Here is a 24,331-nt window from a genome sequence, read left to right on the forward strand (position 1 = left end):
GGTCGCAGGCATTACCCCACGGGGCCCGGCCAACTGCCGGGCCCCGTGCTTTTTCCGGAGTTCCGATGAAAGATCTGTTCGCCGCCGTCTGCCTGGTCGCGGTGCTGGAAGGCCTGTTCCTGTTCGTCGCGCCGTTCGCCTGGAAGCGCATGGCCGAACGCCTGCTGGACCTGCCCAGCCCGGCCCTGCGCAGCTTCGGCGGACTGGTGCTGCTGGCCGGCCTGAGCCTGCTGTGGTGGGTGCGGCACTAGAAGCCCCGGCGCGGCCGCCTGCGTCTACGTGCGTGGCCTGGCCTTGGTAGCTGCCAACCTTGGTTGGCATTGCCGGCCAGCGGCCGGCACGACCGGGTGGGGCGGCTGACCGACCTGCACCTGCGTGGCCAGGCTCTGGTAGATGCCAACCTTGGTTGGCATTGCCGGCCAGCGGCCGGCACGACCGGGCGGGGCGGCTGACCGACCTGCACCTGCGTGGCCAGGCTCTGGTAGCTGCCAACCTTGGTTGGCATTGCCGGCCAGCGGCCGGCACGACCGGGTGGGACGGCTGACCGACCTGCACCTGCGTGGCCAGGCCCTGGTAGATGCCAACCTTGGTTGGCATTGCCGGCCAGCGGCCGGCACGACCGGGCGGGGCGGCTGACCGGCCTGCACCAGCGTGGCGAGGCTCTGGTAGATGCCAACCTTGGTTGGCATTGCCGGCCAGCGGCCGGCACGACCGGGCGGGGCGGCTGACCGGCCGGTGAAGCCGTCCGTCGGAAAGGTGGCAGCGGACCCCGGAAACCCGGATAATGCACAAAAGCCGGACGGGCCTCCCCGTTCGGCTTTTTCCGTGTCTGGGCCCTCCATCGCCGGCCGCTCCCCGTTTGGAGCCGCCCTCCAGGTGCTGGCCAGCCCCGCCACGGTTTACCCGTCCGCGGCCCCGATGGCCGCAACAAACCGAGGAGCCCGTCATGGGTCAGTCTGTCGTAGTGTTGGGTGCCCAGTGGGGCGATGAAGGCAAGGGCAAGATCGTCGATCTGCTCACTGAGGAAATCGGCGCCGTCGTGCGCTTCCAGGGCGGCCACAATGCCGGCCACACCCTGGTCATCAACGGTAAGAAGACCGTCCTGCACCTGATCCCGTCGGGCATCCTGCGTGACGATGCGCTGTGCCTGATCGGCAACGGCGTGGTGATCTCGCCGGCCGCGCTGCAGAAGGAAATCGCCGAGCTGGAAGCCTCCGGCGTGGAAGTGCGTTCGCGCCTGAAGATCTCCCCGGCCGCGCCGCTGATCATGCCGTACCACATCGCCCTGGACCAGGCGCGCGAGCGCGCAGCCGGTGGCAAGGCGATCGGCACCACCGGCCGCGGCATCGGCCCGGCCTACGAAGACAAGGTGGCGCGTCGCGGCATCCGCATCGCCGACCTGCATTACCCGAAGCAGCTGGAAGAACTGCTGCGCACCGCGCTGGATTACCACAACTTCGTGCTGTCCAAGTATCTGAACACCGATGCGGTCGACTTCCAGAAGACCTTCGACGAAGCGCTGGCCTTCGGCGAATACGTGCAGCCGATGAAGTCCGACGTGGCCGGCATCCTGCACGACCTGCGCAAGCAGGGTAAGCGCGTGCTGTTCGAAGGTGCGCAGGGTGCGCTGCTGGACATCGACCACGGCACCTACCCGTACGTCACCAGCTCCAACACCACCGTCGGTGGTGCGCTGGCCGGTTCCGGCGTCGGCGCTGATTCGATCGACTACGTGCTGGGCATCGCCAAGGCCTACGCCACCCGCGTAGGCGGTGGCCCGTTCCCGACCGAGCTGGACGACGAAGTCGGCCAGGGCATTCGTGACCGCGGCGCCGAGTACGGTGCGTCGACCGGCCGTCCGCGTCGTTGTGGCTGGATGGACATCGTCGCGCTGAAGCGCGCCGTGGCCATCAACGGCATCAGCGGCCTGTGCATCACCAAGCTGGACGTGCTGGACGGCATGGAAAAGCTGAAGGTCTGCATCGCCTACGAATACAACGGCAAGCGCACCGAGTACGCGCCGCTGGACGCGCAGGGCTGGGAAGAATGCACCCCGGTGTACCTGGAGTTCCCGGGCTGGAGCGAGAACACCCACGGCATCACCCAGTGGGACGATCTGCCGCCGGCCGCACGCGCCTACCTGCGTTCGCTGGAAGAGCTGGCCGGCTGCCCGATCAGCATCGTCTCCACCGGCCCGGACCGCGACCACACCATGGTCCTGCAGGATCCGTTCGCCTGAGGTGGCGCCGGGCCATGCCCGGCGTTGGTGACAGGAAAAGCCCCGCGCACGCGGGGCTTTTTCGTTACTGTGTGGCCAGGCCAGCGGGGAAGCGACGCGATGACCAGGATGTCAGCGTGAAAGGCGGGACGGTAGTGCGGGTCACCCTGTGGGTGTCGTGGAGCCTGTGGTGCATGGCCGGCCTGGTACTTGTGTTGGGTGCAGCCGCCAATGCCCTGGCTTCGCGCACGCAGACGGTGCCGCTGGTGCTGCGCCCTGGCGCAACCGCCCAGATCACCGTCTACCGCCTCATCGATGACCAGCTTCGGCTGCGCCTGCGCTATGCCGCGGACGGTACAGAGGCTGACCCTGAAGTGCTGCTGCGCATCGAGACTCCCACCGAACATGGAGACTTCCGCGCAGGGGAGCGTTGGGGAGTGGCCGGGCAGGGCATCGACCGCGCGCTGGTATCGGTTGAGTCCAGCGGCCTCATGGCCTCCTACTTTGGTTACGGTCGCGGCGACGCATTGCCACGCGGCCGCTCATGGCTGCGGGTAACCGTGCTGGAGGTGGATCCGGCGCTGGCGGGACGCACTGCAGACATCGAGCTGCAGCCGCCGCTGGGTCTGCTGAAGCTGACCGACCTGGACTACCTCTGGCTGTGGCCGTTCTTTTTCTGGAAGATGGCGGCGCTGTTCCTGCTGATTCCGGGGGCTGCGTTGACTGTCTTCACTGTGGCGTTGCGGCGCCAGCAGCGCCGGGCATCGGTGCCGCCGACTTCAGCAAGGGATAGGGATTGATCGACTCTCCCTTCCACCACTGCTTCTCCGGCCCCAAGACATGCACTTCGAAGTGCAGGTGCGGGGCCTCGGCGCTGGCATTGCCGGTGCTGCCGACGTAGCCGATCACATCCCCGCGCTTGATCGCCTGTTTCTCGGCCAGGCCATCGGCATAGCGCTGCAGGTGCGCGTAGTAGTAGCACCAGCGTCCGCTGGGCTCGAACTGGTAGATAGTCAGCCCGCCGCGTTTGCTGTCGAACAGTTTTTCCACCGTGCCATCAGCCACCGCGAGTACCGGAGTACCGGCATCGGCCAGGATGTCGATGGCATCGTGTACGCGGCCTTCGCTGCGTGCATCGGTGAAGGTATCGCGCAGCTGCGAGGCCAGGATGCCCTGCACCGGCAGCAGCAGGCCGGACGGTGCATCCGCAGCCTGCGCGGCCGGCGGCGCGGTGGTGGCGGGTGGGGCCGTTGCGCGTGGCGCTGGTTCGACCACCGGCGCGGCGGACACCGCCGATGGCGCTGCCGGCAGCGAGGCGGCTACCGGCTCACTCCCATCGCGACGCAGCCACCAACCTGCCCCCAGTCCCAGCAGTACGCCCAATACGATCAGCTGCGAAAGACGCATGGGCTTACTCCTGCATCACCACGGGCACCGAAGTATCCACTGCGTCGGCCACACGCACCGCATCCCAGTTGGTCATGCGTACGCAGCCATGCGATTCGGTCTTGCCCACGTGGCTGGGTTCGGGCGTGCCATGCAGGCCGTAGTGCGGCTTGGACAGGTCGATCCAGACCCGGCCGACCGGATTGTTCGGGCCCGGCGGCAGCGTCGCCTTCTTTTCGCCCTTGCGCGCATCCCAGAACAACTTCGGGTTGTAGTGGAACGGCGGGTCGCGATACACGCCCAGGATCTTCCATTCGCCGATCGGCAACGGGTCGTGCTGGCTGCCCGACGACACCGGCACCTGCGCGATCAGCTTGCCCTGCGCATCCAGCAACTGCAGGGTGGAGTCGGATTTGTCGACCACGATCTTCGCCGCCTTCGGCAATGCCGCTGGTGCGATGTTGGGCACTTGGATGCGGCTGCCAGCCTTGGTCAGATCCACGCCGGGATTGAGCACCTTCAGCAACTCCGGCGAGGCGTGGAAGCGCTCGCCCAGGGCTTCTTCCACACTGCTGAAACCCAGCGATTTCAGTTTGGCCTGTGCGGCAGGTCCTTTCGGTATGGGCTGGAACGGGCCGGCGACATCCTCGGCAGTCAGCGTGTAGCTGGCCAGCGGCCCCACCGTATCAGCCTGCAGAGCCTTCCAGGTGGCGTCGTCCAGCTCACCCGTCACGGTCAGCCCATGCGCGGCCTGGAAGCCCGCCACCGCGCGTCGCTGGTTGCTGCCCACTTCGCCATCGATCTGGCCAGGCGAGAAATTCGCGCGATCCAGCAGCACCTGGGCGTGCAGGGCGGAGCGCACTGCGGCGTCCGGGCCGGCCTTCTCGGCAATGGGGGCGGGCAGGTTGGGCGCAGGGGACTGCGCGAAGGCGGGTGATATCAGTAGCGACAGGACGAACAGTACAGGATGGGGTACACGCATGGGCATCTCCGGCATTCACGGAACTACCATGCCTGTGCGCAATGCAGGACTGATGTGAAAAGAATCTGACGCCGGGATGAGTGGTGCCAACGTGACCATCCCTTGTGGGGCCGCGTCTGCACATGGAAAGCAACGAGGGCAGGCGACCACGGATCCGTCGCCGCCTGCCCTGATGTTCAATCCACAGTAACCATGATGTCGATGCTGTTGTTGTCCTCCCGTGACTCGCTCACGGTGTTCTGATCGTCAACCAGCAGCTGGATGGAGTGCACCCCTGGGGTCGGGCGCCAGACGTCGTTGTAAGTCCTGACATTGACGCTGGCGCCGGGTGCCAGGGTGTAGTTCTGGAGGCCGCCCCACACGCAACCTTCAATGAAACACTGCCCGTTCTTCATGGCCATCAGCCCAATCCAAGGCGCGCTGGCGGCGACCGAGCCGACATTCTCGATGGTTGCGGTGAACGAGGTTGCATCGCCGGATTTCGGACGCAGCGGCTGTGAATGGGCGCTGGTGATCCGAAGGTCTGGCTTGTCCGAGACCTGGATGATTCGAGCCAGCTGGTTGTTGCCCTCATTCGACTCCTGGATCAGCCCTTGGTCGTCAACAATGGAGGTGATCTGTTGCTGGCCACCCGCGGCTGGCCAAACGGGGCCTGCGGGGCTCAACCATACGGATTCGCCCGGCGCCAAGGCCGTTGTCAGGCCACTCCAGGGGCAGCCACTGGCTGGGCACGCGCCGTTTACCAGATAGACCGCTCCGAGCCAACCCGCAGGTGCGGGCATTGATCCGCGGTTGGTTACTGCCGTGCGGAATGTCACTGCATCGCCTGGCTTGAAACTGGCTGGAATCGTTTCGATCAGGTATGGCTGCAGATCGGGCAGATCCCCCACCATGATTTCCCGGGTCAACTCGTTGTTGTGTTCGTCGAGTTCCTTGATGCGGTCCGCGTCATCAGCGAACACGGTCATCGCATGCAGCCCTGCCGAAGGTGTCCAGCTGGGTCCCTGGTTCAGATCTATGGTGGCCTGTTGACCAGGGGCCAGACTGATGGTCAAGATCCCCCATTGGCATCCTCCCTCGAAACACTGTCCCTCCTCATGGACGAGGACACTGTGGTGATTCATGGGAGACGGAGCATTGCCGGCATTTCGGATGGTTGCCCGGAAACGGACTGGCTCCCCTGCCCGGAACTGGCTTGGAATCGTGTCGATCCGCGTGACCTGAAGGTCCGGTTGATGCGTGAGGTCATCGATCATTGAGTTGAAGATGGCAGGGCAGTTCTGCCCGTCGAACTGAAAATCAGGGCGTGCACCCGGCCAGAACGCAAAGTAGGCGCTGCCTAGGTTGCGAGGGCGGTCCGCTCCATACACGGCTTGCAATGAAGCTTCGAGTTTCACCCGGAAGCTGGTGCGCAGTCCGGGGTCATTGCAGCTGGTGTAGTTGAAAGCAGGAAGGACCGGAACCATTCCACCTCCCAGCAATCCGTGCCGTTTCCATTTCTGGTACTGAGCGACCTGTTCGTTGACGGTGTTCTGATACTGGTCAACGAAGACGACATCCTGTGCGTGTGGGCTCATTGCGTACTGGATCTGGACATCGCTCAACGTGCCCATCAGATTGGCGATGATCACCGGGCGCGCGGATGCATCGGGATCCGCTTGCCGAAGCCTTTCGTAGACCAGTTCCTGGAAGCGCTTGCAGATACCAAGGTTCTGTGGTGTCTGTGGCAGAGCTGGTTCGTCAAAAGTGTAGTAACCAACTACGATGTCTGAGTTCTGCAGGGCAAGTGCAGCAACAGCGTCAAGCTCCTGTTGAAGCCAGTCTGGTAGACGCTCGTTGCCAGGAGAGCAGGCACTGCCGGGATCTGCGTACCAGGCGTCGTGAACGGGTCCGTTGAACTGGAGCAGCACTTTGAATCTGGATAACAGCGGGTCCTGCCGCAGCGCCTGCAAACGGGAGCTGAGTTCACCCGTATTCCATCCTGTCACGGGAATCACATTCGCGCCGGCATTGTGCAGCTCGGTCAGCTGGGAGCGGACTGCGGGGTCAGCATTGCCGATGATGTTGTACGCGTAGAGGAACTTGAAGTTGCTTCCGGTGTATGCGTCCTGGGCGTGCGCGGACTGTGGGCTTGTCATGCAGGCAAGCAGGAGCGGAAGTGCACTGAGATAATGCCTCATGGTCGTCCTTGTACGATGGCGAGGGTGGCCGAGGTCTGGCATCTTGCAGATCAGCGGTGGCCCAGCATAACGGCAACAACTGCGTGGATCAGACCGCCTACGGAGATGCTGCGCATTCGTTGCTGGCAATGGCGATGCAAACGTGAACCGCGCCCGAAGCGTTCAGAATTTACGGGTCAAGACCCAGCATGAGGCCGCCGATAAGGCCACATCCCCCCGTATTGGATACCCCCATGAACTACTTGAGGAACGTCAGGGTTGCCTGGCGTCTTGGGCTGGGCTTTGGCCTGTTGCTGCTGCTGGTCGCCGCCGTGGTGGCCACCGGCGCCACTGCCAGTGTCGTGCAGAAGCGCGCGATGCAGCAGGTGGTCGACGTCAGCGTGGCCAAGGTGCGCCTGCTGTCGCAGATGCTCGATGCCAACAACCAGATGATGGTCGTACGCCGCGAAATGCTGATCCGTCAGGGCGAAGACCGCGGCAGCGACGAGAAGCGCATCGCCGACCTGGTCAAGCGCTATGAGGCCAGCTGGACCGCCTACCAGGCGCTGCCCAGCGATGCCCAGGGCAAGACCATCGCGGAAACCATCGCGGCCAAGCGTGCCGTTGCGCGCCCGCTCAACAAGCAGACCAGCGAACTGATGGAGCAGGGTGATTACCCTGGCGCCGTGGCGCTGACGCTGGGCCCGGTGCAGGAAGCGGCCAACGGCTGGAACAAGGCGCTGTCCGATGGCGTGGACTTCGAGGAGAAGGAAAGCCGTGAAGCTGCCGCCGAAGCGATCCGCCTGGGCGAACGCAGCCTGCTGCAGCTGCTGGTGCTGGGCGGCGTCGCGCTGCTTGCCGGCATCGGCGCCTCGGTGATGATCGGCCGCAGCCTGACCGGCCCGCTGGCGCGCGCGGTGAACCTGGCCGAGCGGCTGTCCAAGGGCCAGCTGGACCAGGAGTTCCGCCTCGGTGGCCGGGATGAACTGACCCAGCTGGGCGAGGCCATGGCCAGTGTGCGGCAGAGCGTGCAGGCGGCGATCGGCGCGCAGCTGCAGATGGCTGAGCAGCACGAAGCGGGTGCGATCCGCTATCGCATGGACGACAGTGCCTTCCCCGGTGATTTCGGCCGCATGGTGCAGGCCACCAACAGCCTGGTCGAATCGCACGTGCAGGTGGAGCTGCTGATGGCCGAAGTGATGCAGCGTTACGCGATCGGCGACCTCAGCCGTGACCTGCCGGACTACCCGGGCGAGAAGGGCACGCTGACCCGCACTCTGGCCGCGGTAAAGCAGAGCCTGATGGCGATCAACGCGCAGATCGATGAACTGGCCCGTGCGGCTCGCGCCGGCGACTTCAGCATGCGTGGCGATGCTGCTGCGTTCCAGTACCAGTTCAAGGCGATGGTCGAACACCTCAACGGCATGATGGCCAGTTCGCAGGCCAGCATTGCCGATGTTTCCGACGTGCTGCGCGCGATCTCGCACGGTGACCTGACCGCACGCATGGACGGTGAGTACGACGGCGTGTTCGCGCGCATGCGCGACGACGCCAATACCACCACCGCGCAGCTGACGGGCATTGTGCGGGGCATCCAGGTGGCTGCCGACAGCATCAACAACGCGGCCCAGGAACTGGCCGCCGGCAACAACGACCTGTCGCGCCGCACGGAGCAGCAGGCGGCCAACCTGGAGGAAGCTGCCGCGTCGATGGAGGAGCTGACCTCCACCGTGCGCCAGAACGCCGAGCTGGCGCGTCAGGCCGACAGCGAAGCGCATGCCGCCGGTGCCGCCGTACGCGAGACCGAGCAGGCGATGGCGCAGATGGCCTCGGTGATGGGTGAGATCGATCAGTCCTCGGCACGCATCTCGGAAATCTCCACCGTTATCGACGGCATCGCGTTCCAGACCAACATCCTGGCGCTGAACGCTGCGGTGGAAGCCGCGCGCGCGGGCGAGCAGGGCCGTGGTTTTGCCGTGGTCGCCAGCGAAGTACGCACGCTCGCGCAGCGCGCCGGCGTCGCGGCCAAGGAAATCAAGGAGCTGATCGAAGACGCCGCTGCCAAGGTGAAGAGTGGCCTGGCGGTGACCGTTGAATCGGAAGCAGCGATCGCACGCGTCGCCCAGGCCAGTTCGCGCACCACCCAGCTGATGAGCGACATCGCAGCGGCCAGCAAGGAACAGGCCGCCGGCATCGAGCAGGTCAACCAGGTGGTGGTGCAGATGGACCAGGTGACGCAGCAGAACGCGGCCCTGGTGGAAGAAGCCACTGCGGCGAGCCGCGCGCTGGAAGAACAGGCGCATGCGCTGACCACGTCGGTAGCGGTATTCAAGGTGGAAGGCGCAGTGGCTTCGGCCGTGCCGCGCCGTGCAGCCTGAGCAGGCTGCTGACCCCGTGACAGGAATACGGCCGCCTTGAGCGGCCGTATTTGCATTGCCCGCTCAGGCAGCAGGGAGGATCGCCCTCATTGCTCCAGGACGCTGCCGAGCATGGCCCCAAGCACGTACAGCACGCCAAGCGTGGGAGGAATCACCAGAAGGTAGACGGTGATCCAGGTCATTCCGGAAAGCCAGCGTCCCACGCCGATGACGTTGAGTGCTGCGGTCTGCAGCATCACCGGCAGTTGCATGAGGATGTAGGCGCTCTTGGGGTCGCTGTTGGACCGGGCATCGAGCACCAGCCAAGTGGTAAGCGCGAGATAGAGCGCGCATAGGGCAATGCCGGTCCAGCTGAGCCAGCGTGGCTTGCGCATGCCGCCTTCCTCGTCTGTCCGGGGCCATCAGGGTAGCGCCGCGACCAGCGGCGTGCACTTCCCTGGGTCGAGCCGATAAGCGAAGCTGCGCGGCAGCGAGTCGTACGAAGGGACCTGAGAAGTGAGCAATGTGATGAACGCCGTGATGCTCCCGATCGTGATGCTGCCCGGGCTGGATGGCAGCGGCCTGCTGTCGACATGCTTCGTGGAAGCGATGCAGGACCAGGGGGTTACCGTGCAGGTGCTGCCGCTGCCCATGCACGGGCCACAGGACTACGTTACATTGGCGTCGATCCTGCGCCCGCAGCTTCCCATCTCTCCCTTTGTGCTGCTGGCTGAATCGTTTGCCGGGCCGCTGGCTATCGAACTGGCGGTGGCTTCACCGCCGGGATTGCGCGGATTGATACTGAGTACGACCTTCGCGCGGCGACCGGTGCCGCTGCCAGCGGCGAGCGCACGCTTGCTAGCCCCTGCATGGCCACCGCCGCCGCTGGCGTTGCTGGCCCGGCTTCTGCTGGGGCATTGGCGGACACGCATGAACCTTCGCGAGCTGCGGCATGCGATCGCTGCGGTACCGACCGCGATCCTGCGGCAGCGCGCTGCGGCGACACTGCAGATCGATGTCCGCGCGCAGTTGCCGAAGCTCACGCTGCCGACGTTATGCCTGCATGCACGACAGGACCACCTGTTGTGGCCGCCCAGCGTGGCCGAGCTGCAGGTCTTGTTGCCCGATGCCCGGCACGTGTCGCTGGAAGGGCCGCATCTACTGCTGCAGGCCCGTGCCGAGGCAGCCGCAGCCGAAGTTGCCGCATGGATGAGGGCGCTCCCCTCCTGATCGAAGACTCAGCCGCGTGCACGCGTGCGCGCGGCTTTCTTCGCCGCCGCCTTGCGCACGGTCTTCTTCGCGGCCCGCGTCTTGGCTGCCTTCTTCGCGGCGGCGCTCCGCGCGGCGGCCGTACCCGCCTTCTTTACCGCTGCCTTCTTCGCCGTCTTCTTTGCGGCCTTCTTTGTCGCGGTCTTGCGAGCCGGTGCCTTCTTCGCCACCGCCTTCTTCGCAGGTGCCTTCTTCGCCGCCGTCCTCTTGGTTGCGGCCTTCTTTGTGGCCGATTTCCTGGCAGGCGCCTTCTTGGCAGCCTTCTTGCTGGTCGCCTTCTTCGCGCCCTTGCGGGCACTGCCGGCGCGCTTGCCGCCGCCGTCCTGCTTGTTCACGGTGGCCCAGGCAATGCGCTCGGCGGTGCCTTCACTCGCGCCGCGATCACGTTCGCTTTCCTCGATGTGCTCGGCCTGGCGCTTCTGCTTTTCGGTGTATGCGGATTTGTCACCACGGGGCATGACGATTCTCCTGTCGTTGTGGTCAGGCCAGCAGGCGCAGCTTGGGCTCGCGCGCCCACTGGCGGGTGGCGGCCGCCGCCAGGAATGCCTTGGCGTCTTCTGCTTCGACGATGCCGGGGTCGTTGCCGACGCGCGCCGCCTTCAGCAGCACCTGGCCGCCCGCGTCGCTGGCGATGGCCTTCAGGTGTGCCCACGCCTGGCTGACGAATTCGACGGCTGCACTCTCTTTCGACAAGGCCTTCGCGGCTTCAAGGCTGAGCACCACGGCTACTGCATCGAACACGGCTGACGGGGTGCCCGCCAGCTGCCCATCTGCCGCCTGCAATGCGCCATCGCTCAGCGTGGCGCCTCCCACTTTTGGCGCGACCAGCTTCACGTCTGCACCTGCCTTCCGGGCGGCCTTGCTCAGGCTGGCAATCACGCGCGCGTCGGAGCCTTCGTCGAACAGGATGCCGATGCAGCGACCCTGCAGGGTCGGCTTGTTACGCCCGATCACGCGCACCTCGGGAGCGGGCGGCATGTCCCGCACCGGCGTGGCGGTTGGGGCCGGGTCGGGCAGCGCAGGCAGGGCCAGGCCATCGGCCACGCGCTGCGCCAGCGCGTCATCGATGTTGCGCAGGTGGCTGACGGTGCGCACCCGCACCTTCAGCGTTTCCACCTTGGACAACTCGAACACCAGCGCCGATGCCAGGTGCGCCTGCTCCGGCTTTTCCAGGCTGCGGAAGAACATCCGGGCCTGGCTGTAGTGGTCGGCGAAACTCTCCGCGCGGGTGCGGCCCTTGCGGCCATCGTCGGCGCTGGCATGGCTGCGGAATCCGGCAGGCGTCTCGCGCGGGGTGTCGTCCTGCAGCGAGCTGGGATCGTAGGCGACGCGGCCCTTGGGCACCTGCATCTGCATGTGGCCGTCGCGCTGATGATTGGCAAACGGGCACTTCGGTGCATTCACCGGGATCTGGTGGAAGTTCGGGCCGCCCAGGCGCAGCAGCTGGGTGTCCAGGTAGGAGAACAGGCGGCCCTGCAGCAGCGGGTCGTTGCTGAAGTCGATGCCGGGCGGCACGTTGGCCGGGCAGAACGCCACCTGCTCGGTCTCTGCGAAGAAGTTGTCGGGCCAGCGGTCCAGTACCATGCGCCCGATCACCTGCAACGGCACCAGCGATTCGGGAATGATCTTGGTCGGATCCAGGTGGTCGAACGGGAATGCGTCGGCGTCTTCTTCGGTGAACAGCTGCACCGCCAGCTCCCATTCGGGAAAGTCGCCGCGCTGGATGGCCTCGAACAGGTCGCGGCGATGGAAGTCATTGTCGGCCGATTGCAGTTTCAACGCTTCGTCCCAGACCGTGGACTGAATGCCCAGCTTGGGCCGCCAGTGGAACTTGACGAACGTCGACTCGCCAGCCTCGTTCAGCAGGCGGAAGCTGTGCACGCCGAAGCCTTCGATCATCCGCAGCGAACGCGGGATGGCGCGGTCGCTCATCGCCCACATGATCATGTGCATCGATTCGGGCATCAGCGAAATGAAGTCCCAGAACGTGTCATGGGCCGACGCGGCCTGCGGGAAGGCGCGGTCCGGCTCCATCTTCACTGCGTGCACCAGGTCCGGAAACTTCATCGCGTCCTGGATGAAGAACACCGGGATGTTGTTGCCGACCAGATCCCAGTTGCCCTCCTTGGTGTAGAACTTGACCGCAAAGCCGCGCACGTCGCGCGGGGTATCCACCGAGCCTGCGCCACCGGCCACGGTCGAGAAGCGGGTGAATACCGGCGTCTTCACGCCGACCTCGGTCAGGATGCGTGCGCGGGTATGGGCTGCCAGTGATCGGGTCAGCTCGAAGTAGCCGTGTGCTGCGCTGCCACGTGCGTGCACGATGCGCTCGGGAATGCGTTCGTGATCGAAGTGGGTGATCTTCTCGCGCAGGATGAAGTCCTCCAGCAGCGTGGGCCCCCGAGGTCCCTGCCGCAGGGAGTTCTGGTTGTCCGCCACCGGAATGCCCTGGTCGGTGGTCATTGCCGGATGGCTGCCCCCGGCCTGCTGGTGCAGTTCATCGCCATCGCCCCGGCGGTGGCTTTCGGCAGGGACGGTTGCGCGCTTGCCGGTCGGCTTGCTGGCGGCCATGGACGTTGGCTCCGGATCATCAAAAGGAACCACGACACTGGAACCAGCCCCGTTAAACCACGGTCCGGCAAAGGTGAACGTACGGGCAAAAGCAGGCTCGGGTATGCTTGCCGCATGCGAGTCGAGCCCGCCGACATCGAAGCCCTGTTCGACGCCATCCCGGATGTGCTGTTCTTCATCAAGGACCGCCAGGGGCGTTACACCCACGTCAACCAGACCATGCTGCGGCGGCTGGGTCTGCGCGCGCGCAAGGACGTGATCGGGCGTACGGCGGCCGAAATCTACCCGACCGGCCTCAGTGCGGACTACGTTGACCAGGACGCCCGCGTGCTGTCCGGTGAGGTGATCGAGAACCTGATGGAGCTGCACCTGTTCGCCAACCGCGAACCGGGCTGGTGCCTGACCTGCAAGCGCCCGCTGGTGGTCGACGGGGCCATCGAGGGCCTGATCGGCATTTCCCGCGACCTTGGCCAGAAGGACAGCCTCGGCACCCAGTACGAGCAGCTGCGGCTGGCGCTGGCCCACCTCAACGCGCACTACGCCGAGAACGTGCGCATGCAGACCCTGCTGGACATCACCGGCTTTTCGCTGTCCAAGCTGGAGCGCAGCTTCCGCAAGGTGTTCCAGATGACCCCGCAGCAGGTGCTGACCCGGCTGCGGATCCAGATGGCCATGCATCTGCTGCATGGCGACGACAGCATCGCCTGCATCGGCCAGGCCTGCGGTTTCAGCGACCAGAGTGCCTTCACCCGCAAGTTCAAGGCTGAAACCGGTTTCTCGCCGCGTGCCTATCGTGCCCGTATCGGTGGGAACGTCGGCGAGCCGGCGCTGGCCTGAGCGGCCTGCTGCGCTGTGCCTATCCCCGTGGGCACGGGACAGGGTAAGGTGTCGCCCCTGTAGCCCGCCGCCAGCCCCGCCGATGCCCAACTCGATTCCGACCGCTTCGCCGTCCCGCCTCGGACATTCGCTCAAGCCCCGCCAGCTGATCATGATGGGCCTGGGCAGCGCCATCGGCGCCGGGCTGTTCCTCGGCTCGGGCGTGGGTGTGCAGGCGGCCGGTCCGGCGGTCCTGGTGTCGTATCTGGTCGCCGGAGCGCTGGTGATCATCGTGATGAACGCGCTGGGCGAGATGGCGGCGGCCAAGCCCACCAGCGGCGCGTTCTCGGTGTATGCAGCCGACGCCATGGGCGCTACCGCCGGTGCAACCGTGGGCTGGCTGTGGTGGGTGCAGCTGGTGATCGTGATCGCCGCCGAAGCGGTGGGCGCGGCCGGGCTGCTGGCCACGGTCTGGCCGGCGATACCGGTACCGATGGCGGCGTTGGCGTTCATGCTGTTCTTCACCGCGATCAACCTGCTCGGAGTGAAGAACTTCGGCGAGTTCGAATTCTGGTTCGCCATCCTCAAAGTCGCGGCGATCCTGGCGTTCATCGCCATTGGCGTGGCGCTGCTGATGGGATGGCTGCCGCAGGTGACCTCCCCGGGCCTGAGCAACTTCACCGAACACGGTGGTTTTGCGCCGAAGGGCCTGGCCGGGATCGGCGCGGCGCTGCTGGTGGTGGTGTTCGCCTTCGGCGGCACCGAGATCGTGGCCGTGGCGGCGGCCGAAACCGAAGACCCCGAGCGCAGCATTGCCCGTGCCATCCGCACCGTGGCCTGGCGCATCCTGGTGTTCTACATCGGCTCGCTGAGCGTGATCATCGCCGTGGTGCCGTGGACCAGCGAGGCGCTGAAGTCGCCGTTCGCCGCCGTGCTGGACATCGCCCGCATCCCGGGCGCTGGTACCGCCATCACGCTGATCGCCGTGATCGCGCTGCTGTCGGCGCTCAATGCCAACCTCTACGGCGCCTCGCGCATGATGTATTCGCTGGCGCAGCGTCGCGAAGCGCCGGCCGTGCTTGGCTGGACCGACCCGCGCCAGGTGCCGGTGATCGCCGTGCTGGCCAGCGTGCTGTTCGGCTTTGCCGCCACGGTGATGGAACTGCTGTTCCCGGACCGGGTGCTGCCGGTGCTGCTGAACATCGTCGGTTCCACCTGCCTGCTGGTGTGGACGCTGTCGCTGGTCTCGCAGCTGGTGCTGCGTCGTCGCGCGGATCGTCTGGGTACCCGACTGCCGTTCCGCATGGCCGGTTTCCCGTGGCTGACCTGCTGTGCACTGGCGATCCTTGCGCTGATCTTCGGCCTGCTGCTGAGTGAGTCGCACACCCGCCTGCAGTTCCTGTCGATGGTGGCGTTGACCGCCACGATCGCCGCCAGCAGTGCCATCGCGCGGCGCATGCGCCGAGCGTGATTCTGTAGAGCCGACCCTGCGGTCGGCTGCTGTTTGCGCGATCGCCAGCCGAGCATGGGCTCGGCTCTACAACAGGCACACACTCCGCGTGGCACTGTGCAGGCAGGCCGTCATCGGCCCGTCGACCAGGAGTACCGCATGCTGCGCAGCCGTCCCTTCCTGATGTTCACCGGCCAGGCCGAGGCCGCGCTGGCCCTGTACGCCGAAGCCTTTGCCGATTTCCGGCTGCTGGGCCTGCAACGCCATCCCGAGGGGGCCGGCGCCGGCGTGCCGGGGCAGGTCCGCCAGGCCATCTTCCTGCTCGGTGGCACCCACTACCTGTGCTTCGACAGCCTGGACGTGCACGATTTCACCTTCTCGCCGTCGATCTCGCTGTTCGTCGAGTGTTCCGGTGCCGAGCAGTTCGAGCGCGCGGCACGCGTGCTGGGTGAGGGCGGCCATTGGTTGATGCCGGTGGGCGACTATGACTTCAGCAATCGCTACGGCTGGGTGCAGGACCGCTTTGGCGTGTCGTGGCAGTTGAGCCTGGGGCAGATGCCGGACCCGTGATCGGATGCTTGTGGGTGTGGGCCTTGGTCCACACGCCCCATGAAAACGGCCCGCTTGCGCGGGCCGTTTTCTTTACCGATGCAGTGAGGAATCACGCCTCGACTTCATCATCCTTGTAGGCATCGACCGGGATGCAGGCGCACATCACGTTCTTGTCGCCGTACACGTTGTCGACACGCGCCACCGGCGGCCAGTATTTGCTCTGCTTCAGGCTGGCCAGCGGGAAGGCGGCCAGTTCACGCGGGTAGGCGTGGGTCCACTCGCTGGCGGTCACTGCGGTGGCAGTGTGCGGCGCGTTCTTCAGCGGGTTGTCCTCGCGGTCGAGGCGGCCGTCTTCGATCGCGGTGATCTCCTCGCGGATCTGGATCATCGCGTTGATGAAGCGATCCAGTTCGTGCAGCGATTCGCTTTCGGTCGGCTCCACCATCAGCGTGCCGGCCACCGGGAAGCTCAGGGTCGGGGCATGGAAGCCGAAGTCGATCAGGCGCTTGGCCACGTCCTCGGCACCGATGCCGCTGGTCTTCTCCAGCGGGCGCACGTCCAGGATGCACTCGTGCGCCACCAGGCCGTTGCGGCCGGTGTACAGGGTCTTGAAGTGCGGGGCCAGGCGCTTGGCGATGTAGTTGGCGTTGAGCTGCGCGACCTGGGTGGCCTTGCGCAGGCCGTCGCGGCCCATCATCGCGATGTACATCCAGCTGATCGGCAGGATCGAGGCGCTGCCGAAGCTGGCCGCGCTGACCATGCCGACCGGGCCGTTGTCACCCAGCTTGCCCGGCAGGAACGGGGCCAGGTGCTCCTTGACCGCGCACGGGCCGACGCCCGGGCCGCCACCGCCGTGCGGGATGCAGAAGGTCTTGTGCAGGTTCAGGTGCGAAACGTCCGACCCCCACTTGCCCGGCTTGGCCACGCCGACCAGGGCATTCATGTTGGCACCGTCGGTGTACACCTGGCCGCCGTGCTTGTGGATGATCTCGCAGATCTCCACCACCTCTTCCTCGAACACGCCGTGCGTGGACGGGTAGGTCATCATGATCGCGGCCAGGCGGTCGCTGTACTTCTCGGCGTTGAGGCGGATGTCCTCGACGTCGACGTTGCCGTTGGCATCGGTCTTGGTCACCACCACCTTCATGCCGCACATCTGCGCCGAGGCCGGGTTGGTGCCGTGCGCCGAATCCGGGATCAGGCAGATGTCGCGGTGGCCTTCGCCGCGCGAGCGGTGGTAGGCGCGGATCGCCAGCAGGCCGGCGTACTCGCCCTGCGCGCCGGAGTTCGGCTGCAGGCTGACCGCGTCATAGCCGGTGCATTCCACCAGCATCGCTTCCAGCGTGTCGATGAGTTCCTTGTAGCCCAGCGCCTGGTCGGCCGGCACCAGCGGGTGGATCTGCGAGAACTCCGGCCAGGTCACCGGGATCATCTCGGCGGTGGCGTTGAGCTTCATGGTGCACGAGCCCAGCGGGATCATCGTGCGGTCCATCGCCAGGTCCTTGTCGGCCAGCGAGCGCAGGTAGCGCAGCAGTTCGTGCTCGCTGTGGTGGGTGTTGAACACCGGATGGGTCAGGAATGCGGACTGGCGCAGCAGGCCGGCCGGCAGCGCATCGGCGGTGCTGGCATCCAGCGCGTCGACGTCGGCCTGCGCACCGAACACGGCGGCCAGTGCGACCACGTCGGCGCGGGTGGCGGTCTCGTCCAGGCTGATGCCGACCGAGTCGCTGTCGATCGCACGCAGGTTGTAACCGGCGGCGCGGGCCTTGGCGTGAATCTCATCGGCGTGCACGCCGGTGACATGCAGGGTGTCGAAGAAGTCGCCACCGACCTGCACGCCGGCCTCGCGCAGCGCGGCGGCCAGGATCGAGGCCAGGCGGTGGGTGCGCCGGGCGATGCGGGTCAGGCCTTCCGGGCCGTGGTACACGGCATACATCGAGGCCATCACCGCCAGCAGCACCTGTGCGGTACAGATGTTGGAGGTGGCCTTCTCGCGGCGGATGTGCTGCTCGCGGGTCTGCAGGGTCAGGCGGTAGGCCGGGTTGCCCTGGGCATCGACCGAGACGCCGATCAGGCGGCCCGGCATCGAGCGCTTGTAGGCGTCGCGGCAGGCCATGAATGCGGCGTGCGGCCCGCCGAAGCCGAACGGCACGCCGAAACGCTGGCTGTTGCCGACCACGATGTCCGCACCCCATTCGCCCGGGGCGGCCAGCAGGGTCAGCGCCAGCAGGTCGGTGGCCACGGCCACCAGGCCGCCGCGCGCGTGCACGGCCTCGACCAGCGCCTTGTAGTCGCCGATCTGGCCGAAGGTGTCCGGGTACTGCAGCAGCAGGCCGAAGGCTTCTGCTTCCAGTGCCTCGGCCGGGGTGCCGACGCGCAGCACGATGCCCATGGGCTCGGCGCGGGTACGCAGCAGTTCCAGGGTCTGCGGGTGCACGGCGTCGTGCACGAAGAAGGTGTCCGACTTCGACTTGGCCGAACGCTTGGCCAGGGTCATCGCTTCAGCTGCGGCGGTGGCTTCGTCCAGCAGCGAGGCGTTGGCGATTTCCATGCCGGTGAGGTCGGCGCACAGGGTCTGGAAGTTGATCAGCGCTTCCATGCGGCCCTGCGAGATCTCGGCCTGGTACGGGGTGTAGGCGGTGTACCAGGCCGGGTTTTCCAGGATGTTGCGCAGGATCACGTTCGGCGTGTGGGTACCGTAGTAGCCCTGGCCGATGAAGCTGCGCAGCACGGTGTTCTTGTCGGCGATCGCACGGATCTTCGCCAGTGCCTGCACTTCGGTCATCGATTCCGGCAGTGCCAGCGGCGCCGGCGACTTGATCTTGGCCGGTACGATGGCATCGGTCATCGCATCCAGCGACGCGTGGCCGACGACGTCGAGCATCTGCGCGATCTCGGCATCGTTGGGGCCGATGTGGCGCTCGACGAACGCATTGTGGTGCTCGAGCTCACGCAGGGAAGGGGTGTTCTGGGACATGGCGAAGGATCCGTCAGGAAAGGGCACACGCACGGGCACAAGCCGCCGGTCGGCGGTCTGCGGGGCGCCCCTCTGTCCTTTTGCCTGAGAGTTTGGAAGCGCGGAAAACCGCGGCTTCGTGCCCCTTCGGCGCCGGATCGAACCGGTCTCTCCAGAGTTGTGTTACGGGTGGTATCGGGCCTGAGCGATTACGGGCGTTGCGCCTTCGGCAGCGGTGTTCCGCTTCTCCCACCGTGTTGCCCGCCGATTATAGCCCGTTGCGGGCGCGCCAGCCGCCTGCGGGCCCGGCCGCGGCGCCTGAATGGCCGATGGCCCGCCCGTGCGTTTTGTGCACTGCTGCATGGCATCAGGCGCAATCCCCACCTATGATGGGCGGATACCCGAATTCATCTGGCGCCGTCCCTGCTGCAGGGGACTGGCGCCGCCGTGCGTGCCGCGCATGGCCCTGCCGGACGCCTTCTCCATGACCGCCGCTGTTGCTCCTTCCACCCGCCGCATGGCCCTGCTGCTCGCCGGCCTGGCCATGTTCGGTCCGTTCTCGATCGACACCATCTTCCCCGCGTTCCCGCAGCTGGCCCAGCGCCTGGCGGTGGACGAGGTGGCGGTGCAGCAGACCATCAGCGTGTACCTGCTGTTCTACGGCCTGATGAGCCTGGCACACGGCCCGCTGTCCGATGCCTGGGGCCGCAAGCGGGTGATCCTCGGCGGCCTGGTGGTGTTCGTCGGCGCCTCGGTCGGCTGTGCGCTGTCCACCGATCTGACCACGCTGCTGGGGTTCCGCGCCCTGCAGGGCCTGTCCGCAGGCGTCGGCATGATCGTCGGCCGCGCGGTGATCCGCGACCTGTACCACGGTCACGACGCGCAGCGGCTGATGAGCCAGGTGTCGATGCTGTTCGGCATCGCCCCGGCGATCGCGCCGATCATCGGTGGCTGGATCCTGCTCAGCGGTGCTGGCTGGCCGCTGATCTTCTGGTTCCTGGTGGTGTTCGCACTGGTTCTGCTGGCGGCCACCGCCCGCTACCTGCCGGAGACCCATCCGCTCGAAGCGCGCGTTCCGTTGTCGCCGCGGGTGCTGATGCGTGATTACGTGCGCATCGGTTTCAATCCGCGCTTCCTGCGCCTGGCGCTGGCCGGCAGCATCGGTTTCGGTGGCATCTTCCTGTACATCTCCTCGGCACCGGTGTTCGTGATGCAGCACCTGCACCTGGGCGAGGGTGGTTTCGCCTGGCTGTTCATCCCCACCATCGGCGGCATGACCACCGGCTCGTTCCTGTCCGGGCGCATGGCCGGGCACACCACGCCCACCCGCCAGGTATCCATTGGTTTCGGCCTGTGCGCGCTGTCGGTGCTGCTGAACGTCGGCTACGTCGCGCTGGCGCCGCAGTTCGTGCTGCCGTGGGCGGTGCTGCCGATCTTCCTGGGTGGCATGGGCATGGCGCTGATCTTCCCGATCCTGGCGCTGGCGGTGCTGGACATGTACCCGCACCAGCGCGGCCTGGCCTCGTCGCTGCAGGCCTTCGTGCAGCTGATGATCAGCACCGTGGTGGCCGGCGTGGTGTCGCCGCTGCTCAGCGCCAGCCCGCTGCACCTGGCGTTGGGCCAGGCTGGGTTCTTCGGCGCCGGCTTCGTGTTCTGGTACTGGGAACACCGGCGCGAACGCGCGGCGCAGGCAGCCTGCACGGGTCACTGAGCAGCGCGCAGGGGTAGGGCGGGCCGTGGCGCCCGCAACGCTTGCGGCGGGAAACCGCCGGACTAGGCTGGGCACTCCAGCCAGCCGGTGCACAGGTGCACGACAGCCAGCCGATCCACTGTCGTTGCATGAGGTTCCCCATGGCTGCGCAGCAGACCTACCGCCTGTTCGAGGTGGCGCTGAAGGAGCGCCGCGTTCTTTCCCCTTCCCTGGACCGCATGGTGTTCACCGGTGCCGACGTGGCGCGGATGACGACCGGAGGGCCGGACCAGCGCATCAAGGTGTTCTTCCCCTTGCCCGGCCAGGAGGCGCCGCAGGTCCCCAGCGGCGAGGACTGGTACCCACGCTATCGGGCCCTGCCGGACGATCAGCGCCCGCCGATGCGCACCTACACCCTCCGCCAGCTGCGTGCAGAGCAGGGCGAGGTCGATGTTGATTTCGTGCTGCATGGCGAGACCGGGCCGGCCTCGCGATGGGCCATCCATGCACGGCCGGGCGACCGCGTGGTGCTGCTGGCCCCGGATGCCGACTGCGCCGACAGCAGCGAGGGCTGGGAATGGAAGCCGCCGGCCGGCGTTGGCCAGGTGCTGCTGGTGGCTGACGAGACCGCGCTGCCGGCAGTGGCCGGGATTCTCGAGGAACTGGCGGCCAGGGTGGATCCGCCGCGTACGCTGGCCCTGCTGGAAGTGGCGCAGGCCGGTGATGCGGTTCGCCTGAAGGCGCCGGCCACGGCCGAGCTGGTCTGGTTGCCGCGCGGGCAGGCGGCGTACGGGGCGCCTCTGTTGCAGGCGGTGCAGGCGCGCCTGGCCGCCTCGAGCGTGGTCGCTGGCGAAGAACTGGAAGAGATCGACGTCGACGCGCAGATCCTCTGGGAACAGGCCGATGCCAGCGTGGCCGGGCCGCTGTATGCCTGGGTGGCAGGCGAGGCGGGAGCGGTGATGGCGATCCGTCGCCATCTGGTCCGCGAGTGCGGGCTGGACCGCCGCACGATCACCTTCATGGGTTACTGGCGGCACGGGAAAGTGTTGGACTGAGGGGGTGTGAAGCGGTGTGGCGGGCGGGGTGCGCTATCCTTGCGCCCCCCTCGCAGCGGTACCGCACCATGTCCACCAGCTCCAAGACCCGCCGCGACCAGCGCCGTCGCCAGGAAAAGCAGGCCGCCAACAAGGCCGCTGCCCAGGCCTCGCCGGTGGAGCCGCATGCGGAACTGCGCGACGCGCAGCGCACCCTGCTGGCCGGTGTCGTGCGCCGCGATGGCGAATGGGTGCTGGGCATGGACGGCCGTATCGCCGGCCACAGTGACTCCGCCGCGCAGGTACTGGCGCTGATCATGCAGGCCGGTGAACTGCTCGAGCGCAACGGCACGCCGGTGCGCCTGATGTACTCCGATGCGCTGCGCGACGCCGCACAGGCCGAAGCGAAGGAAAAGGGCCAGACCTTCGAGGAGTTCAAGGCGGACCTGGCCGCGGCGATGGCGGCGAAGAAGGACAGCTGACAGGCATTCCGGTAGAGCCGGCCGCTGGCCGGCTGCCCGCGGGGTCTTCATCGCGTGGTTGCCGGCCAGCGGCCTGGCACTACCAGGAAGGGGCGGATCCTTGCGGACCCGCCCCTTTTCTCATTTCGCCGCCGGTGCCGCGTTGGCCTGCCAGCCGCACATCTGGCCTTCGTTCTGCTGCTTCAGCCACTCGTTGACCGGCGTGAAGTACTCGATCATCGGGCCGGCATCGAGCTTGTCGGTGCCGGTCAGCTCCTTCAGCGTGGCCTGCCACGGCTGGCTGGCACCCTTGCTCAGCATCGCCCAGTATTTCTGGCCGGCTTCCTTGTTGCCGTAGAAGGTGCACTCATGCAGCGGGCCCTTGTAGCCGGCCGCGTCGCACAGGCCCTTGTAGAACTGGAACTGCAGGATGCGCGCCAGGAAGTAGCGGGTGTACGGGGTGTTGCCTGGCACGTGGTACTTCGCGCCCGGATCGAAGAACTCCTCGCCACGGGTACTGGCAGGCGCCACGCCCTGGTACTTGGCCTTCAGGTCCCACCATGCCTTGTTGTAGTTGTCGGCGGTGATCGAACCATCGAACACACCCCAGCGCCAGCGGTCGATCATCAGCCCGAACGGCAGGAACGACACGCCCGACAGCGCCATGCGCATCTGGTTGTTGATGACCGCTTCGCGGCTTTCGGTCGGCGTATCGACCAGGCCGATCGAGCTGAGGTACTTGGGGGTCATCGCCAGCACGATGGTGTCGCCGATCGCTTCATGGAACCCATCGTTGGCACCGCCCTGGAACAGCGGCGGCAGCGGGTTGTAGGCCAGGTCGTAATAGATGTGGCCCAGCTCGTGGTAGATGGTGGTGAAGTTCTCTTCGTTCGGCTTGATGCACATCTTGGTGCGCACGTCGCCTTCCATGTTCATGTCCCAGGCGCTGGCGTGGCAGACCACGTCGCGGTCGTCGGGCTTGATGAACTGGGTGCGTTCCCAGTACGACTGCGGCAGCGACGGCATGCCCAGCGACACGTAGAAGTCCTGCGCGCGTTCGGTCATCTGCTTGGCGGTGCGCAGTTCGGCCTCGCGCTGCGCCTTGTACTGTGCGGCCACGTTGGCGTCCTTGCCGGCCTTGGCCAGCGCCGCGCTCAGGTTGGTCTGGTACTGCTTCTCCAGCGCCGCGGTGATGTCCAGGCTGCCGGCGCCCGGGTACGGTTCCAGCTGGTCCCACAGGTTCGACCAGTCCTGCTGCCACATGTTGCCCAGCAGGTGCGCGGCGATCAGGCCGTTGCCCACTTCGGCCTTGTCCTTGCCGTAGGTCTTGTCCAGCTTGCCGCGTGCGTAGCAGTGCAGCTGCTCGTACATCGGCTTGACCTGTTCCCACAGGCGGTCGGTTTCCGGGCCGATCTGCTCCGGCGGCATGTCATAGCCGCTGCGCCACATCTGGCCGGCATCGGTGAAGCCCATGCCCTTGGCGCCTTCGTTCACCAGGCCGACGAACTTCTGGTAGTCGCCGCGCATGTTCTTGGTGGTGCTGTGCCAGCCCTGCCAGGCGTCGAGCTGCTTGTCATAGTCGCGGCTGCGTGCCAGCACCTGCTCCAGCTCGCCCAGCTGGCGGCAGGAGTTCGGATCGTTGGCATCGGTGCAGTACTTGCCGGCGCCATAGCTGCCTTCCATGCGGGTGGCGATCTGGGTCAGCTCGGCCAGCTTGGCCGGGTCGCGCGGTGCCGGCATCGACGACATCAGCTTCAGCAGGTGGATCGCGCGCTTGCTGTCCTCGCTCATCGGCTTGCCGTCGAACTTCGCAGCCTGTTCGATCCAGCTGTTGAGCTGGGTCAGCGAGCGCTCGTTGGCCTTGGCCGCGATGCGTTCCGAATCACTATTGATGTAGGTGGAGGACAGCCACTGCGCCGAGGTCATCTCCGGGTAGGCGGCCTTGAACTCGGCATTGATGCGGGCCACGAACTGGTCGGCGGTTTCGCCGGCCGGGGCGCTGCTGCTGGCGGTATCGGTGCCTGGGGCAGCTTCCTTCTTGCAGGCGGCCAGGGCCAGCGTGGCGGCGGCGATTGCCGAGGCCAGCAGGAGATGACGGTGTTTCACGGGCGGTCCTTGGGTGGTGAACGACGGCCGAAGGCTAGTGGGCAGCCGCTGCCTCCGCAAGTGGCGGAAGTCGGCCGGGCGGCGCCCGGCACCCGCAGAGGCCTTCAACAAACGGCAAAGCCGAAGCAACAGCAACAGCGGACTATCCGTGGTTTGGCGGGGCGGTGTCGGAGTGCGGGGACGCCGCAAGTACGTCCGTGTAGGCTTGGCAGCCGCATCCATGCGGCTGACACCCCGCACTCCGACACCGCCCCACCTCTGACAGATTCCGTGTGCTGTCGGTAGGTGTCGACCTTGGTCGACACATCTGTCAGATATCGACAA

Annotated in this window: 19 protein-coding genes and 1 riboswitch; of the genes, 11 read left to right on the forward strand and 8 right to left on the reverse strand. The window is 66.4% G+C overall.

Going from position 1 to position 24,331, the window contains the following annotated elements:
• Nucleotides 1–65 precede the first annotated feature (65 nt).
• The 3 genes from AC5P5W_RS05245 (at nt 66) to AC5P5W_RS05255 (ending at nt 3,018) form a co-directional block, all read left to right on the forward strand.
• Entirely contained in the window at nt 66–251 is a 186-nt protein-coding gene (locus AC5P5W_RS05245; RefSeq protein ID WP_005414170.1) for a DUF2065 domain-containing protein, read from the forward strand.
• Nucleotides 252–946: 695 nt separating this feature from the next.
• Nucleotides 947–2,239, forward strand: a complete 1,293-nt coding sequence (locus AC5P5W_RS05250; protein ID WP_049441939.1) for an adenylosuccinate synthase — start codon at nt 947–949, stop codon at nt 2,237–2,239.
• 116 nt (nt 2,240–2,355) lie between these two features.
• Nucleotides 2,356–3,018, forward strand: a complete 663-nt coding sequence (locus AC5P5W_RS05255) for a hypothetical protein (RefSeq protein ID WP_049407584.1) — start codon at nt 2,356–2,358, stop codon at nt 3,016–3,018.
• Here the strand turns inward: AC5P5W_RS05255 and AC5P5W_RS05260 are convergent.
• The 3 genes from AC5P5W_RS05260 to AC5P5W_RS05270 form a co-directional block, all read right to left on the reverse strand.
• Nucleotides 2,948–3,625 (reverse strand): M23 family metallopeptidase, encoded by a 678-nt coding sequence (locus AC5P5W_RS05260; RefSeq protein WP_049441937.1) that lies wholly within the window; start codon nt 3,623–3,625, stop codon nt 2,948–2,950. The genes AC5P5W_RS05255 and AC5P5W_RS05260 overlap by 71 nt on opposite strands.
• Before the next feature lie 4 nt (nt 3,626–3,629).
• A complete protein-coding gene (locus tag AC5P5W_RS05265) occupies nt 3,630–4,592 on the reverse strand; it encodes a L,D-transpeptidase family protein (protein WP_414612112.1) in 963 nt (320 codons plus the stop codon).
• A 170-nt stretch (nt 4,593–4,762) separates the two neighbouring features.
• The gene (locus tag AC5P5W_RS05270; protein ID WP_049441936.1) at nt 4,763–6,766 is read right to left on the reverse strand and encodes a CARDB domain-containing protein; all 2,004 of its coding nucleotides are present in this window, start codon (nt 6,764–6,766) and stop codon (nt 4,763–4,765) included.
• Nucleotides 6,767–6,999: 233 nt separating this feature from the next.
• On the opposite strand from AC5P5W_RS05270, the gene AC5P5W_RS05275 reads away from it, so the two are divergent.
• Nucleotides 7,000–9,123 carry a methyl-accepting chemotaxis protein gene (locus AC5P5W_RS05275; RefSeq protein WP_014648026.1) on the forward strand — a complete coding sequence of 708 codons (2,124 nt, stop codon included), beginning with the start codon at nt 7,000–7,002 and terminating at the stop codon, nt 9,121–9,123.
• A gap of 86 nt (nt 9,124–9,209) precedes the next feature.
• On the opposite strand, the gene AC5P5W_RS05280 is transcribed toward AC5P5W_RS05275, so the two are convergent.
• Nucleotides 9,210–9,497: a hypothetical protein gene (locus AC5P5W_RS05280; RefSeq protein WP_032960023.1), complete on the reverse strand. Its 288-nt coding sequence runs from the start codon at nt 9,495–9,497 to the stop codon at nt 9,210–9,212.
• Nucleotides 9,498–9,630: 133 nt separating this feature from the next.
• Here AC5P5W_RS05280 and AC5P5W_RS05285 point away from each other — a divergent pair, with 133 nt between their 5' ends.
• Nucleotides 9,631–10,332: an alpha/beta fold hydrolase gene (locus tag AC5P5W_RS05285; protein WP_032960035.1), complete on the forward strand. Its 702-nt coding sequence runs from the start codon at nt 9,631–9,633 to the stop codon at nt 10,330–10,332.
• 8 nt (nt 10,333–10,340) lie between these two features.
• Here the strand turns inward: AC5P5W_RS05285 and AC5P5W_RS05290 are convergent, their stop codons facing one another.
• Both AC5P5W_RS05290 and AC5P5W_RS05295 read right to left on the reverse strand, forming a co-directional pair.
• Nucleotides 10,341–10,829 (reverse strand): hypothetical protein, encoded by a 489-nt coding sequence (locus AC5P5W_RS05290; protein ID WP_014648023.1) that lies wholly within the window; start codon nt 10,827–10,829, stop codon nt 10,341–10,343.
• A gap of 22 nt (nt 10,830–10,851) precedes the next feature.
• Nucleotides 10,852–12,942: a catalase gene (locus AC5P5W_RS05295; protein WP_049441934.1), complete on the reverse strand. Its 2,091-nt coding sequence runs from the start codon at nt 12,940–12,942 to the stop codon at nt 10,852–10,854.
• A 114-nt stretch (nt 12,943–13,056) separates the two neighbouring features.
• Here AC5P5W_RS05295 and AC5P5W_RS05300 point away from each other — a divergent pair, with 114 nt between their 5' ends.
• The 3 genes from AC5P5W_RS05300 (at nt 13,057) to AC5P5W_RS05310 (ending at nt 15,778) form a co-directional block, all read left to right on the forward strand.
• On the forward strand, nt 13,057–13,779 hold the full coding sequence (locus AC5P5W_RS05300; RefSeq protein ID WP_014038112.1) for an AraC family transcriptional regulator: 723 nt from the start codon (nt 13,057–13,059) through the stop codon (nt 13,777–13,779).
• 82 nt (nt 13,780–13,861) lie between these two features.
• Nucleotides 13,862–15,229, forward strand: coding sequence for an amino acid permease (locus AC5P5W_RS05305; RefSeq protein WP_423179848.1), 1,368 nt, complete (start codon nt 13,862–13,864; stop codon nt 15,227–15,229).
• Nucleotides 15,230–15,367: 138 nt separating this feature from the next.
• Nucleotides 15,368–15,778, forward strand: a complete 411-nt coding sequence (locus tag AC5P5W_RS05310) for a VOC family protein (RefSeq protein WP_197574709.1) — start codon at nt 15,368–15,370, stop codon at nt 15,776–15,778.
• A 91-nt stretch (nt 15,779–15,869) separates the two neighbouring features.
• Here the strand turns inward: AC5P5W_RS05310 and gcvP are convergent, their stop codons facing one another.
• Nucleotides 15,870–18,737: an aminomethyl-transferring glycine dehydrogenase gene (gcvP, locus tag AC5P5W_RS05315; RefSeq protein ID WP_032960028.1), complete on the reverse strand. Its 2,868-nt coding sequence runs from the start codon at nt 18,735–18,737 to the stop codon at nt 15,870–15,872.
• A gap of 62 nt (nt 18,738–18,799) precedes the next feature.
• Nucleotides 18,800–18,902: riboswitch (glycine riboswitch) on the reverse strand.
• 298 nt (nt 18,903–19,200) lie between these two features.
• Here gcvP and AC5P5W_RS05320 point away from each other — a divergent pair.
• The 3 genes from AC5P5W_RS05320 to AC5P5W_RS05330 all read left to right on the forward strand — a co-directional run bounded on the left by AC5P5W_RS05320 (nt 19,201) and on the right by AC5P5W_RS05330 (nt 21,922).
• Entirely contained in the window at nt 19,201–20,427 is a 1,227-nt protein-coding gene (locus AC5P5W_RS05320; protein WP_032960036.1) for a multidrug effflux MFS transporter, read from the forward strand.
• Nucleotides 20,428–20,567: 140 nt separating this feature from the next.
• The gene (locus AC5P5W_RS05325) at nt 20,568–21,461 is read left to right on the forward strand and encodes a siderophore-interacting protein (RefSeq protein ID WP_032960029.1); all 894 of its coding nucleotides are present in this window, start codon (nt 20,568–20,570) and stop codon (nt 21,459–21,461) included.
• Between the two features lie 68 nt (nt 21,462–21,529).
• The gene (locus tag AC5P5W_RS05330) at nt 21,530–21,922 is read left to right on the forward strand and encodes a hypothetical protein (RefSeq protein WP_197574708.1); all 393 of its coding nucleotides are present in this window, start codon (nt 21,530–21,532) and stop codon (nt 21,920–21,922) included.
• 120 nt (nt 21,923–22,042) lie between these two features.
• Here AC5P5W_RS05330 and AC5P5W_RS05335 read toward each other — a convergent pair whose 3' ends face one another.
• Nucleotides 22,043–24,007, reverse strand: a complete 1,965-nt coding sequence (locus AC5P5W_RS05335; protein ID WP_075077156.1) for a M2 family metallopeptidase — start codon at nt 24,005–24,007, stop codon at nt 22,043–22,045.
• Between the last annotated feature and the right edge of the window lie 324 nt (nt 24,008–24,331).

It is taken from the genome of Stenotrophomonas sp. YJH_SMC_123 (assembly GCF_059368215.1).